General features: G+C 66.6%; 17 protein-coding genes. 10 read left to right on the top strand and 7 right to left on the bottom strand.

What is annotated here, in order from left to right:
- Window positions 1–15: 15 nt before the first annotated feature.
- The 4 genes from D0C15_RS21920 to D0C15_RS21910 all read left to right on the top strand — a co-directional run bounded on the left by D0C15_RS21920 (window position 16) and on the right by D0C15_RS21910 (window position 1,616).
- The gene (locus tag D0C15_RS21920; protein ID WP_116048649.1) at window positions 16–288 is read left to right on the top strand and encodes a GlsB/YeaQ/YmgE family stress response membrane protein; all 273 of its coding nucleotides are present in this window, start codon (window positions 16–18) and stop codon (window positions 286–288) included.
- 331 nt (window positions 289–619) lie between these two features.
- Window positions 620–811, top strand: a complete 192-nt coding sequence (locus D0C15_RS21915) for a hypothetical protein (protein WP_116048647.1) — start codon at window positions 620–622, stop codon at window positions 809–811.
- Complete coding sequence (locus D0C15_RS34240; protein ID WP_162830193.1) at window positions 808–963, top strand: hypothetical protein; 156 nt, start codon at window positions 808–810, stop codon at window positions 961–963. Before D0C15_RS21915 ends, D0C15_RS34240 begins: the two co-directional genes overlap by 4 nt.
- A 155-nt stretch (window positions 964–1,118) precedes the next feature.
- The gene (locus D0C15_RS21910) at window positions 1,119–1,616 is read left to right on the top strand and encodes an Rv1352/Rv1906c domain-containing protein (RefSeq protein ID WP_116048645.1); all 498 of its coding nucleotides are present in this window, start codon (window positions 1,119–1,121) and stop codon (window positions 1,614–1,616) included.
- Window positions 1,617–1,684: 68 nt separating this feature from the next.
- Here the strand turns inward: D0C15_RS21910 and D0C15_RS21905 are convergent, their stop codons facing one another.
- Both D0C15_RS21905 and D0C15_RS21900 read right to left on the bottom strand, forming a co-directional pair.
- Complete coding sequence (locus D0C15_RS21905; RefSeq protein WP_116048643.1) at window positions 1,685–1,879, bottom strand: DUF397 domain-containing protein; 195 nt, start codon at window positions 1,877–1,879, stop codon at window positions 1,685–1,687.
- The gene (locus D0C15_RS21900) at window positions 1,876–2,721 is read right to left on the bottom strand and encodes a helix-turn-helix domain-containing protein (protein ID WP_116048783.1); all 846 of its coding nucleotides are present in this window, start codon (window positions 2,719–2,721) and stop codon (window positions 1,876–1,878) included. Before D0C15_RS21900 ends, D0C15_RS21905 begins: the two co-directional genes overlap by 4 nt.
- A gap of 602 nt (window positions 2,722–3,323) precedes the next feature.
- On the opposite strand from D0C15_RS21900, the gene D0C15_RS21895 reads away from it, so the two are divergent.
- From D0C15_RS21895 to D0C15_RS21870, 6 genes are all read left to right on the top strand, one after another.
- Complete coding sequence (locus tag D0C15_RS21895; protein ID WP_116048641.1) at window positions 3,324–3,608, top strand: hypothetical protein; 285 nt, start codon at window positions 3,324–3,326, stop codon at window positions 3,606–3,608.
- A gap of 472 nt (window positions 3,609–4,080) precedes the next feature.
- Entirely contained in the window at window positions 4,081–4,266 is a 186-nt protein-coding gene (locus tag D0C15_RS21890) for a hypothetical protein (protein WP_116048639.1), read from the top strand.
- A gap of 212 nt (window positions 4,267–4,478) precedes the next feature.
- Window positions 4,479–5,324, top strand: a complete 846-nt coding sequence (locus tag D0C15_RS21885; RefSeq protein ID WP_116048637.1) for a DUF2637 domain-containing protein — start codon at window positions 4,479–4,481, stop codon at window positions 5,322–5,324.
- Entirely contained in the window at window positions 5,321–5,995 is a 675-nt protein-coding gene (locus tag D0C15_RS21880) for an HNH endonuclease (RefSeq protein ID WP_116048635.1), read from the top strand. Before D0C15_RS21885 ends, D0C15_RS21880 begins: the two co-directional genes overlap by 4 nt.
- Window positions 5,996–6,206: 211 nt before the next feature.
- A complete protein-coding gene (locus tag D0C15_RS21875) occupies window positions 6,207–6,497 on the top strand; it encodes a hypothetical protein (protein WP_116048633.1) in 291 nt (96 codons plus the stop codon).
- Between the two features lie 92 nt (window positions 6,498–6,589).
- Complete coding sequence (locus tag D0C15_RS21870; RefSeq protein ID WP_116048631.1) at window positions 6,590–6,796, top strand: hypothetical protein; 207 nt, start codon at window positions 6,590–6,592, stop codon at window positions 6,794–6,796.
- A 79-nt stretch (window positions 6,797–6,875) separates the two neighbouring features.
- Here D0C15_RS21870 and D0C15_RS21865 read toward each other — a convergent pair whose 3' ends face one another.
- From D0C15_RS21865 to D0C15_RS21845, 5 genes are read right to left on the bottom strand one after another with little or no spacing between them, the layout of a single operon-like run.
- Window positions 6,876–7,178 (bottom strand): hypothetical protein, encoded by a 303-nt coding sequence (locus D0C15_RS21865; protein ID WP_116048627.1) that lies wholly within the window; start codon window positions 7,176–7,178, stop codon window positions 6,876–6,878.
- Window positions 7,175–8,119 (bottom strand): M15 family metallopeptidase, encoded by a 945-nt coding sequence (locus D0C15_RS34780; RefSeq protein ID WP_211323292.1) that lies wholly within the window; start codon window positions 8,117–8,119, stop codon window positions 7,175–7,177. The genes D0C15_RS21865 and D0C15_RS34780 overlap by 4 nt, the downstream gene beginning before the upstream one ends.
- 4 nt (window positions 8,120–8,123) lie before the next feature.
- Entirely contained in the window at window positions 8,124–8,396 is a 273-nt protein-coding gene (locus D0C15_RS21855) for a hypothetical protein (RefSeq protein ID WP_116048625.1), read from the bottom strand.
- The gene (locus D0C15_RS21850) at window positions 8,393–8,848 is read right to left on the bottom strand and encodes a hypothetical protein (RefSeq protein WP_116048623.1); all 456 of its coding nucleotides are present in this window, start codon (window positions 8,846–8,848) and stop codon (window positions 8,393–8,395) included. The genes D0C15_RS21855 and D0C15_RS21850 overlap by 4 nt, the downstream gene beginning before the upstream one ends.
- 11 nt (window positions 8,849–8,859) lie before the next feature.
- Window positions 8,860–11,991: a hypothetical protein gene (locus D0C15_RS21845; RefSeq protein ID WP_116048620.1), complete on the bottom strand. Its 3,132-nt coding sequence runs from the start codon at window positions 11,989–11,991 to the stop codon at window positions 8,860–8,862.
- Between the last annotated feature and the right edge of the window lie 4 nt (window positions 11,992–11,995).

The raw sequence follows: 11,995 nt of genomic DNA, 5'->3' as shown, positions 1-11,995 counted from the left end.
CAGTAGCGTGGGGAGATGGGCTTCTTCTCCTGGATCGTCTTCGGCGCATTGGCCGGTTGGGCCGCGAACCTCGTGATCGGTGGTCGCGACCGGCGCAAGCAGGGCTGCCTCGTCAGCGTGCTGGTCGGCGTCGTCGGCGCGACCCTCGGCGGGTTGATCTACCAGCTGATCACCGGGAACGAGAAGACATTCGAATTCGACCTCGCCAGTTTCGGGGTCGCCGTGCTCGGCTCGGTCGTGCTGCTCGGCGTGGTCCGGCTCGTGCTGGGCGGCGCCCGCCGACGCTGACCGGCCGTAACTTCTCGTAACGTTTTCCGTACTTGGGGTTATCCGATGCTGGTCACCCGCGCTACGATCATCAATTCACCCGAACGGATCGACGGCCGGGCGCATGCGCCGTCGGGGGGTGGATGCGCCCGGCCGACCTGGGGTTTTCCACCAAGGAGCCCGAAGGAGTCCGAAGGAGTCCCAAGGAGCGTTTCGGCAGGTCAGGCCACGAATTCGGCCCAACCTGAAGGAGTCCGAAGGAGCGCCGAGTAAGGGCAGGTCGTCCCACGTCCCGTCCCACGCCGTCCCACGCCACACCACGCTCACGAGCTGGCGATGGACGTGGCTACTCATGTTCCCGCTCACCGCGCTCGCGGTCGGCGTGGTGCACCTCGCAAGCACGCTGTCGCCGCGAGACCTCGGCATCAGCGCGTCCGAAGGCGCGACGATTGCGATCTTGCTCCTGCTCGGGGCGTACCTGGTTGCGCTCGTGACCATCGCCCACGTTCGCACCGTGCAGTACTCCCGGGTCGGGCGGCGATGACCGGCCGACCCGGAAGGCTGCCGGAGGCGCCAGACCGGCCTCCGGTCGACGAGTACGAGCTCGTCCGCCAGGCCGACGCCGCGATCCGAAGGCTGCGCGATCGGCTCACCGAGGTCACCTCCAGCCGGCCGCGAAAGCTGCGGCGGCGGTGAGCCGCGGCCTCGGGCACGGCGTCATCCTTCTCGCCCTGGCCGTAGCCCTCATCTGCACCATCGTCGCGCTGTTTGGAGACGACCGCGGCACCCGACGCTGACACCCAGCAACTCCATCCACCCCGAATCCATCACGTCCCGAAAGGACGACTCTCGTGACCGACCCCAACCCGAACCCGTACCACCAGCCCAACCCGAACCCATTCCACCCACCAGCGGTGGCCGAGACGTCCCAGGCAGCGAAGACCCGGAAGTGGCCGTGGATCCTCGCCGTCGCCGCCGCCTTCGTCGTCGGGACTGGTGCGGGTGCGGCAACAAGCTCGAGCCCTCGTACCGCGTCCCCGTCGTCGGAAGCCGCGCCCTCGCCGGTCACCGAGACCGTCACCGCTCCCCCGGAGACCGTCACCGTGGCTCCGCCCGAGCCCGTACAGACCGGCCCGCTGACCGAGTTCAGTGACGGCGTGTACGAGGTCGGCACCGACATCGAGGCCGGCAAGTACAAGACGCAGGGCGCGAGCGACGGCATCCCCTGCTACTGGGCTCGGCTCAATGCCGACAGCCAGGACATCATCGACAACAGCCTCAGCGCCGGGCCGATGGTCCTCACGGCGCACGATGGTGAGGTGCAGGGCTGCGACTGGACGAAGTCGTAAGCCCTAGAGCGCAACGGCGGCCCCCTACTCGTACGAGTGGGGGGCCGCTGCGTTTGGTTGGCCCGCGCTTACTGCTCGCGAAGGCGCACGTTGTCGAGGAAGGCGTTCCAGCCGGCCGCCGGCACTGTGAGCATGCCGCTGTTTCGGCTCTTGGTGTCGCGCACGAGCGCTACCGCGTGGTTGTTCGCGACCTCGACGCAATCGGTGTTGGTGCTGCTGGCCCTGGACTTACGCCAGTTGGTCGGTAAACGTTGTACGGTCACTTCGTCGACTCCAATCCGTCGATGATCTCCTCGATGCGCCCCGCGGACTCGGCGGGGCGCATCGCTACTTCGAGGACGGCCTCCACTGCCTCGGTATAGGCAGCGACGTCCTCGGACTCGTGGAAGAACAGCGCGCTGCGCCGGTTCTCCGCGTGAACAACTGGGTCTCCGGCTTCAGGTTGGACCAGGACGAAGGGACCTTCCAGGCCCGGATGCCAGCCGGTGTGGTTGGGAACGATGCGCAAGTCGACGTTGGGCATCTTCGCCGCATCGAGCAGGCTACGGAGCTGACCGAGCATCACCTCGCGGCCGCCGATGTTCTGCGTCAGCACCATCTCGCCGATCAGGGCGGTGAGGTGGGCTGGCTTCGATCGGGTGATCGCGTCGCGTCGTCCAATCCGCACGGCGACTCGGGTATGCAACTCGCGTTCGGGCACCTTCCCCTTCCGCATGATCGCTCGGGCGTACTCGCCGGTCTGCAGGAGTCCTGGCACGAGCAATGGGGAGACTGCGGTGATGGACGTCGCGGTAGCTTCGACCTTCAGCAAGGCGTCGAGCTGGCGCCGCTGCCCTGGCAGCCCGACGGCGAGCCAGGGTGACGTGTCGTCAGCCTCGGCCAGCTCGACGAGTTCGGCAACCATGTGCTCTGGTGCCTTCACGAACAGCAAGTAGCGCTTGACGTCCTCGGGCTGCTGTTTGCGTTCGCCCTTCTCCCATCGGGTGATGGTTGAGGGCTGTACGCCGAGGGCCTCCGCGACGTCGGTACCGGTGAAGCCAGCCTCAACGCGGAGCTTCCTGAGCTCAGCTCCAATCTGCCGCGCTTTTGCCAGGTTGCCAGACATGTACCGAAGCATAGCCACTGTCCACCCATCCGATCACATCGATTGGAGCTAGGGTCTTCCAATTTGCCAGGTTGGTGCTACGTTGGCAAAACCGGCAATTCCTGAGGGGAACCGGCAAAGGTAGCTTTCGACGAGCGGGAGGCTCCGATGACGAGAGCGCGCATCGAGTCCGCACCGGGGACAGACAGGCGCAGTCAGCGCCCTTCGAGCAGTGGTCAACGCCACCGGTGCCTGGAACTGACAGCCGTTGACCGCACGAACCACCTCGTGGTCGACGAGAACTACACGAAGGGCCTCAAGAGCGGGTGCTTCATCGCGCTGTGCGGCGGCGACGTCGAACCAGCGGCGATGATCACGGGCCCGGCGCGGCAGTGCCGCATCTGCTGGAGCTTCGGTCGACCTGTCGACTGCAGCCAGCTCCGCACGCCGGGATTCCTTGAACAGCTGCTCCATCGCCACGAACCACCGGCCGCGACGTCGCCGCAGTCCTCGCGCCCGACAGCGGTATCCCCGAGGCGTCGCGGCCGGACATCAGGCCGGGCAGGGGTGAGCGCGCTTATCTCCCTCGCGCGACGCCCTGCCCGGCCGGGGAAGGACTCGCGATGATGGAGGAGGACCAGCTCCTGTTGCAGCAGCTGGCGAGACTCAACGGGTCGATCGGGAAGATCACGATCGACATGCTGCACAACATGGTCGATGGACAGCTGCCCGCGTCCGCGCTTAAAGCTCTCGGGCGGGACCTCCTCAACGTTGGAGGGCAGCTGTGCCACCGCGCCGCGAAGCTGGAGGGACGTCTGATCGAGGGCTCGGTCGTGGTCGAGGTCCGCGGATCCACCACGACCTTCCGCCCGGACGAGCAGCGGCCAACCGTGGAGCAGCAGCTATGAGCTGGATGGCGGAGATCCCCACCAGGGACACGAGCACCCCCGTCCACTGGGTGCCCAAACACTCCGAGTGGCAAGTCGGCGTGCGCGCATGGCGAGCCGCGTGCGGCGCCCGCGTCTCCCCCGTGAACTTCGCTCCTGGGGAACGAGAGAAACGGGGAACATGCGCCGAGTGCGCACCCGTCGCGCGCGACGACAGCGCTGCACCAGGTGCATCGCTCTGATGTGACAGCCAAGTCTTGGGATGGCGTCAAACATGAGCCTCGCGCGGTTTTTGGGGAAATCACCCGTGAGGCAGTGAAGGAGCAGCCAGGATTCGCATGCGTAGACGCGATAGCTACTGCCTGCGCCGTCCCATCGATCCCCCCGTTCGACTCGGGCGGACGAGACCAGCTCCATGCCTGGTGTCGCTCCCCGACGCTCGAGACGAACGGGGGGATCACCCTTCCCCACTGACTGGAGAGGAGCCGTACCGATGAAGCTCATGGGCCACCACCACCCTGGTGAGCGCACCGACAGCGCGGAGCCCGCCGACGGAGGCACGCGAGACGACCTCAGCGAACGGCTGCGTGATCTCTACGCACGCGCCGGCCAGCTACGCCAGGGCGCACTTTCAGCGAACTACTCGACGGACGATGGCGTGGCCGCCGACCACCATTGATCTACACCAGCCGCTGCAGACGGCTGGCGAGCAGTCCACCGGGCGGGGCCCGGCGCGTTCCCAGGGAAGCGCACCGGCCCGCCCGGATCCAACCCGAATCCGAGAGGAACCTGGTGTCCGAACCACCACCCACCAACCCGCCAGCCGCCGGCCGACGGCGCCGAAAGCCGCCAGGTGGCGGGCGCCACTCGCCTGGCGGGTTGGATGCCCCCATGGCGACGCGAACCAACCCGGCCACCCCGCCCGTGATCTGGCTGAGCATGGGGCTGGTGGCGGTATCCGCCGCGGCGCTGTCGTTCGCCAGCCTGCAGCACCTGGCGGTCGCCTGCGGGGTGTCGGTCGCGCTCGCCTGGCTGGTGCCCGTGGCAATCGACGCCGCGGCCGCGGTCGCCAGCTGGGTGTGGCTCGCCCCCAGCTCGCCACAAGCCGCGCGGCGGTTCGCCAGGACCCTGGCGATCGGCACCCTGGCGCTGTCAGTGGCTGGCAACGCCCTCGACCATTGGCTGCAGATCTTCGGAGGGCAGCCAGCGTGGTGGCTGGTGGTGGCCCTGGCGGCCGTGCCGCCCATCGTGCTGGGCGCGGTGGTGCACCTGGTGGCGCTGCTGATCACCGACCACCAGGCGACACCAGCCGCCACCGATCAGGAGGAAGTCGTCACCCACCAGGTCACCACCCACCAGGGTGGCGACAACCAGCAGCCTGGACTTGGCGCCCACCAGGACCTGGCGGACACCATCGCGCCCGGCACTCGCCAGCCTGGCGAGCAAGCCACCGAACCCGCCGCCAGCCACCAGGCGCACAACAACGAGCTGGCCTCCGCCCGGCGCAACGCGCCCGCCAGGCGCCAGGCGCCGAAGTCACCAGGTGGCGACGAGCGCTTGGTGGCCCAAGTGGTGGACATGCTGGTGGCTGGCGAACGCGACGGTCGCCAGGTGGGCCGCGGCACGGTCCGCCGCCAGCTCGAGCTGACGAGCGACCACCAGGCTCGCACGCTGTTGGAAGCCGCCAAGGCCCGACGCGGGCGACCATCGCTGCGAGCCGTGGGAGATGACGGATGACGGACCACAACGCGCCACTCCCTAATCAACTGACTGAGCGGGTTGGCGCCAAGCTGCGACATGCGCGCGAACTCCGACGGTGGAAACGCGCGGACGTCGTCGCCAAGCTGGTGGGCACGCCCGCCACGAACACCCTGGCCACGTGGGAATACGGAACCCGGCTGATCTCCCTACCGCGCCTGCTCGAACTCTGCGAGTTGTACAACCTCGACGCCGGACCGCTCATTCAGCAGCGGAGTACCGAGAACCAGCAGGGCAATCGATACACCGTCGAGGAGATCGGCGAGCGTGACGACTGGATCTGCGGGCTGTGCGAGACCCCGGTCGACCCGATATGGCGATATCCTGACCCGCGAGCGCCGAGCATCGACCACATCCAGCCACTCTCAGACCACGGCACAGACACCCGGGACAACGTGCGCATGACTCACTGGGGCTGCAATCACGAGCGCAACGCCAGCATGGAGCTGACCACCCTCGATGACGCTCGCCGAAGTAAGCAAAAGGTTGCCAACGTCTTCGAACGGCAGTTTCCGGAGTTCGCCGAGCAGTTGGTGGCCAGGCTGGATCCCGAATCGATGCTGCGGGCGAGCCGTGAGCGACACAGTCCACAGCGCTATCGCGATCGGCTGGCGCGCCGGATCGAACGGTTCGAGCGCGAGGGACGGTAACTGTCGCGCGGCCGGGCAACAGTGGGTCACTGATGTGTACCTGCCTGGCCGATGCTCGTCACCCGAGCCTGGTCCTAGCGTCAAGGAGCCGTCATCATCAGGAGGAGGACATTATGCCCAACCCGACCGACGACGAACTGCAGAAGGCCGAGGACAAGGAAGCGGCCGAGGAGATCGAGCGTCGAGCGAAACGCGAGGGGAAGAACACGTAGTGCGGAATCTTCCGGAGCCTGCCCAGTACGGCCGATGGGACGACTTGCCCGAGCTACCGGACGTCTCGACGCTCGACTCCACCGATCCGGTCGTCGCTGATCTGCTGGAGCGTCGCGAAGGCCTCGCTGAGGAGTGGCGGGGGTACCTCGACTACCCGAACGGCGAGGGGTGGCGCAACTGGTTGTTGCGGCGAGCGTACGAGGGCGTGCAGATGCTCGATGGGCAACTCCGGAGGCTGGCCGGGAACGCTGCGGGCGCGGGCCAGGAGCTAAGTGCGACACGGCACTAGCTTGCGTTGTTCGAACGTATGTTCTAGTTTCGTGATGGTCGGTCGGGTTGGGGAAGAACCCGACCGACCACCAGACTCAACGGGAGTGGAACGTGGGTATCCGCCTTACTCGCACGGACACCGGCGAGACCGTCGAGGTGCTCACCGTGCCGGACGCCGAGGACCACGAGGCAGCGCACCCCGGACCGTGGACACGCGACCGGACCCCCGTGCCGATAGAGAAGATCGCCGGATTCATCCCGCCGCAGCCGCCCAAGCGCACGCTGCAGGAGCGCGCCGACAGAGCGGATCCGGCATGACAAAAGAGCCCCCGCGCAGCACCGTCCGAGGACGGGCGCGCGGGGGCTCTCTCTGTCGGCCGATCTGGGGTCGGCCGGTCTACTGGGCAGGCGGCGGTGTTCGTCGCAGCGAGCGTGCCTGTTCGTCGGCGATGCGCCCGAGCTCGGCCGCCTGGTCCAGCGAGGCCAGCAGTTTGGCTCGCGTCTTGGCGAGCGGCTCGTCCGGACGGTTGGGCACCTTCCACACGCCGTAGATGGTGGCCACGGCGAGCACGAGCGTGGGCACCAAGCCGCCGGCCTCGTCGACGTCAAGCACCTCGTCGGCGAACACGGCCGACAGAGCGGTGGTTACCGTGCCGATCGCGGCCACGGTCGCCTTCCATGCCTTGCTGATCTGGATCATGCGGCACTTCCTTCCTTGGTCAGCGCGTCGGCGAGCGCGCGCCGGGTCGCTTCGGGGATCTGCTCGACCAGCTGGGCCATCTGGTCGTCGGGGATGCGGGGCAGCATCTCGGCCAGCGTGGGCGCGAGCTCGTCCGCGAGTTCGGCCTCGTCGATGAGGTCCTCGGCGTCGAGGGCTGCGCTGGCGCCACGCTCGGATGCGGCTTCGATCGCGTCGAGGTCGAGCTTGTGGCCGCCGGCGAACTGCTTGAGCGTCTCGGCCATGCCCGAGAGCAGCGCGCGCAGGGGAGCGATCTGCTGGCGCACGGTGCGGTCCTGAATCGCGCCGAGCGAGGTCTGCGCCCACTCTTTGCGCTTGAGCATGTGGTTGTAGATCATGTGCTTCCACGTGCGCCGCGGTACATCTGCGATCGCAGCGAGGATCCGCTTTTCCTGCTCGGGTGTCATGACGTCGTCCCTTCCGGGGGCAGCGCCGCCGCCACCCGTTCTGGTGAGGCCATCCGCGACCGCCTTAACACGGGCGTAGCTGGCGTTGATCTCGAAATGCATCTCGTCGGCTCTGCCGGTGTAGTCCCCGCCCCAGCGCACGGTCCCGTCGACCTCGGCGAGGATCTTGCGGATCTCGGCCACCTGCGCGGCCGTGAACGTTCCGCGCGCGCCAAGCGGGTGCCGGGTCGCGTTAAGATCCATCGCCGTCGCCGAAGCGTGGTTCGAGGTCTCGTTGCTGCCTCGGATAGGCCTATTCGCCCAGCCCCAGTCGTCAAACTCACCGCGCGTCGAGCGCCAGTCGATGTCCTCGACGCGCTGGTCGAACTCCCGGGCCACGTGCATGAGCACGTCTCCAGCCACACCGTCGGCGACTGTGATGTGCACGGTCGAGCCGGGCACCTGCCGGTACGTCCTCGACGGGTTCACCGGCCACCCGTTCTGTGATGTCGCCATAAGGTCAGCTCCTTAGGTGTTCGACGTGGGCCTCGACAGCGGCCAGGCGCTCACCGTGCTGCCCTTGTGTCTCGCGGACCTGCTCAAGGGTTTTGCCGATGGTGGTGACGGCGTCGTGCATCGAGCTGCCACTGTTCGGTGTCACCTGACCGACGAGGGTCTGCAAGGTCCGATCGGTGGCCTTCTGCGCGCGCTCGCGGCGGATCGTCTCCACGATCACCGCCGTGAGCAGCGCACCGAGCGCAGTAATCAGAGCGACGACAACGGCGTCACTCACGATGCGGCCCGATACGTCGCGGTGAGTGTGAGGTGGTCGTCCGCTGCCCACGTAAAGGGAGCATTCCCCGCGACCAGGCCGTTGGAGAAAACGCCGTTGATGCTGTCGCCGCTGGCATTCACCGTCGACGATATGGCCCAGTAGTTGAATGCGCTGACGTCACGGAGAACACCCGAGCCGACGAAAATTTGCCACGGGTCGTGTGGTGATAGTGCGGCCTGTGCTTCCGAAGGCAGAGAGAAAGCCCAGCTGTTCGTGCCGCCCGTGGTGGTCGATCCCCACAACAGGTAGACCGTCAAGTGCACGAGGTCGCTGATGCGGTTCCACTGGCCCTTTAGGTCCCCGTTGCCGACGCTCGGTTGAGTGCCAGATGTCGACCACGTCGGCGTGTACTCAACCCACGGTTCTGCCAGGTCCTGCGCTGTGACGAAACGGCCAGCGCGAAGTGCCATGGTCGCTCTCCTTACAGTGCGAGAACGGCGCGGTGCGTGAGCCGAACACGTTCACCGGCCGGGATGGTTTTGGTGACCCCGTTGACCGGGGTCTGTTCGACGGTGAACGTCTGCGGGCTGGTTTCGCCCGTAATCGCGGTCACCCGCAGCCGGACACCAGACACCTGAATGTCGAACGGAACCTGGCTCAATACCGGATCGGTTTCCCATTCCGCCCCGGCCAACAGCAGATCGTCGATCCACGCAGCATCCTGTCCGCCGTCGACGGACGTGTCTTTTGCGTAGCGGAAGGTGAGTGTCTGCCCCGGGGTCACCGCGTACGTGGTTTTCGTCCAGGCAACCTCACCCGACGCCGAAAACTGCTCGACACCGTCGATCAGGAATCGGAACGCATCGAACCCGGATTCCGAGGACACCTTGTACCAAAACGACGCGTGCGTTGTGCGGTCTGGAACCGTCACCACAGCGTCAGAGGTTTGGCTCGAGGTGATCGCACCGGAACGCAGCGACCAGCCGCCCGCGTGGGATTCCGTGTCGTCGCGGACCCACCCGAGATCGCCACCGTCGGTGTAGACCACGACCTGGTCGCCCGGTTCGAACCCTTCGAACCGCCCCCCGGCGACAGACAGCGCGGTGTCCGTGCCCGCGACAAACGAGGTCGTGGTTTCGCTGTACGCCGAGTCCAGGCGCGAGTGCTCGGGGTCCTCCAGCACCCATACGTTCCACGGCGACCCGGGCGTGCAGTTGAATGTGATCGTCCAGACGAAGACGCTCAGGACCTCCTGGTAGCCCTGCACGATGAGGTCGATCATTTCCGGCGGCAGCCACTTCGGGGGGTTGGTGATGGTTATTCGGTCTCCCACCTCCACCGCTTTTACCGACTCAATCAAGTGCGGGTTAGCGTGCAGATCCACCGTGACCGTGGGATATCTCGCCTCGTCGACGGTCCCCAGGTGTAGGCGCCATCCCGCCTGGTCGGGGAGTTGGCTGTCGTCTTCGACGTTGATGTCCACCGACGCGTCGTATCGGCCTACGCCGAGCGGTGGTGGCTGTATCGAGAGTGGCCCGGTTTCCTGCGTGGCTTGAGCCGAGCCGCCATCGACGCGGTTGACGGTGAGGTCGTTGCGCAGCGCCTCGTCATCCTCGACCGGTTCGAACGGCTCCGACACGTCACTGGCCGCGTAGTCCAGTGTGAGCGCCGGGGTCTGGCTGTACAGCGACTCCCGCGGCCGGTAGTGCAGCGCCAGAGTGTCCCGCCGGTCCGTGAGGATACCCAGGTCAGCCTCGGCTGCTTCGTCCGTCAAGTCGAGGAACGTCAGGGGGCGTTGAGGGCCCACTGTGGTGGTGTCGCCAGCGCCGACCGTGAGGGGCACGTTTTCTTCCGCGGCCAGCCGGGTGATGCGCTTCTTGGCGGTGTCCCCGTCCCACGCCTTCGCGAAGTTGAGGATCTCCCAGAACTCGTCAGTGTGGAGTACGTGAACATGCCCGACAGTGACGTCGTTCAGGTTGAAGTCCTGCCCGACAATCACCTGGTGTGCCCGCCCGAACGAATGCCCCGCCAGGGTGCCGGAGGCTATTCCGGCCCCCTCGGCGCCGACTGCGCCGAAACCCATTTGCCAGTCGATGTCGGCGCCGTTCTGGACAAGGTAAATCCAGATCAGTCCCGATGCGCCGTTGAGGTTGAAGACAACCGTCTGGTCCACCAGGGTCGCACCACCGTGCGCGAAACACACCAGCCGCAGATCTCCGGCAGCATTAATGAGAAGGTTCCACGCCTCGGTTGTCCCGCCAGTGGTGCGCAGCCGCATCTGGTTCTGTTCGCTCGACACGCCCTCGTCGGGGATCTTGACCAGTTGCATCGAGCGCAGGAAATTCGATTCCGGATAGGCCGGAATGTCCCCCTGAAACCGACCGCCCGTGCTGACCGTAGGGACCGGTAGCGACGCGGCGAAGTCACCGAACGCGGCGGGTTTCACCTTGGTGCCACCGAAGATGCGCATCGGTCCATGCCCGAGCGCTGACCCGAACTCGGTGGCGTTCTTACCGTCCTCGCACGGCCAGTACGCCACCGGCGTGGTGATGTTGCCGCCGGTGATCCCCCGGTACAGGGCACTACTGAGGGGGCTCGCGCCTTGCGATAGCCGTCGCCGGATACCGGACGCGACGATCGGCACGGTCACGTCGCTGCCCGACAAGTCCCAGCGGGCTGGCCACTCCGACACTTCACCGGACATGCGCACCGACAGGTCTTCGATGTAGGCGGGCCCGTTGACGCTCCACACCAGGCCGGCGCTGTCGGTGAAGCTACGGTCCCCCGCCTCGACGGTGGTGAAGTCCGGTCCCGCGACGAGGGTGCCGTCGATGCCGTTGCGCACCTGGAAGCCATAGACCGAACCTTTGAGGGGGAACACGTCGAAAAACCCGTCGGGGCCCATGCGCCCGATCTCCACCGGCTGGTCGGACGCGAACAGTGAGGTTACGGCCGCACCGGTGACCGTGTCCCCGAGTTGTGTCCAGGGGCCGTCGAGGGTGGTGGCGGTGTAGAACCGCGCTTCCCACACTCCGGCGCCGTTATCCACGTCGAGCGTGACGCGCACCGACTGGCGGCCGCCTTCTGGGACCGGCACCGTCGAGTTGGCGCGGATCCTGGAGGCGTCGCTTCCGTCCGGGGACCACCACAGCCGTACGGTGCCGTCCGGCTGCAGGAACCACGACCACGAGAGCTCGTCGGTGGAAAACTTGAACTTCCTAGCGAACGCTTTCGCTTCCGGGTTCCGCCACGCGGCGGGTTCCACGTCAATACGCAGATCCAGATCGCCAGTGATGTCGAGAGCCGCGGCGTCCGGGGTAGACGCGTACGCGCTCTCCACTTCGGGAAGGACCAGCCGCGACGCGCGCGCTCCTACGCGGGTCCTGATCGGTGTGTTACGCCCGATCTTCCCGAACAACGGGGAGCGAGGATTGCGGGGCGAGTAACGGCCGTGCCGGTTGTTCAGCTGCAGGCTGAATGTCGACGGGCTCGCGTTGGATGCCTCATCCTGCCTTCCCTGCCTGATGGCGACGTCCTTACGGACACGGACATCACCGGTGATGTCATTCCACACCCCGTCGTAGTGAAGCTCGAAGTAGAGATCCTGAGGCACCCGG

The organism is Amycolatopsis palatopharyngis, from assembly GCF_003385185.1.
In the GTDB taxonomy this organism is placed as follows: domain Bacteria; phylum Actinomycetota; class Actinomycetes; order Mycobacteriales; family Pseudonocardiaceae; genus Amycolatopsis; species Amycolatopsis palatopharyngis.
Note: the sequence above shows the minus strand (reverse complement) of the source record. Positions and strands in the feature narration are given on the sequence as shown.

Excerpts from the sequence above, each read along its gene's own strand:
- D0C15_RS21920 (WP_116048649.1), top strand. The coding sequence starts at position 16 with ATGGGCTTCTTCTCCTGGATCGTCTTCGGCGCATTGGCCGGTTGGGCC.
- D0C15_RS21915 (WP_116048647.1), top strand. The coding sequence starts at position 620 with ATGTTCCCGCTCACCGCGCTCGCGGTCGGCGTGGTGCACCTCGCAAGC.
- D0C15_RS34240 (WP_162830193.1), top strand. The coding sequence starts at position 808 with ATGACCGGCCGACCCGGAAGGCTGCCGGAGGCGCCAGACCGGCCTCCG.
- D0C15_RS21900 (WP_116048783.1), bottom strand. The coding sequence starts at position 2,721 with ATGTCTGGCAACCTGGCAAAAGCGCGGCAGATTGGAGCTGAGCTCAGG.
- D0C15_RS21895 (WP_116048641.1), top strand. The coding sequence starts at position 3,324 with ATGATGGAGGAGGACCAGCTCCTGTTGCAGCAGCTGGCGAGACTCAAC.
- D0C15_RS21890 (WP_116048639.1), top strand. The coding sequence starts at position 4,081 with ATGAAGCTCATGGGCCACCACCACCCTGGTGAGCGCACCGACAGCGCG.
- D0C15_RS21885 (WP_116048637.1), top strand. The coding sequence starts at position 4,479 with ATGGCGACGCGAACCAACCCGGCCACCCCGCCCGTGATCTGGCTGAGC.
- D0C15_RS21880 (WP_116048635.1), top strand. The coding sequence starts at position 5,321 with ATGACGGACCACAACGCGCCACTCCCTAATCAACTGACTGAGCGGGTT.
- D0C15_RS21865 (WP_116048627.1), bottom strand. The coding sequence starts at position 7,178 with ATGATCCAGATCAGCAAGGCATGGAAGGCGACCGTGGCCGCGATCGGC.
- D0C15_RS34780 (WP_211323292.1), bottom strand. The coding sequence starts at position 8,119 with ATGGCGACATCACAGAACGGGTGGCCGGTGAACCCGTCGAGGACGTAC.
- D0C15_RS21850 (WP_116048623.1), bottom strand. The coding sequence starts at position 8,848 with ATGGCACTTCGCGCTGGCCGTTTCGTCACAGCGCAGGACCTGGCAGAA.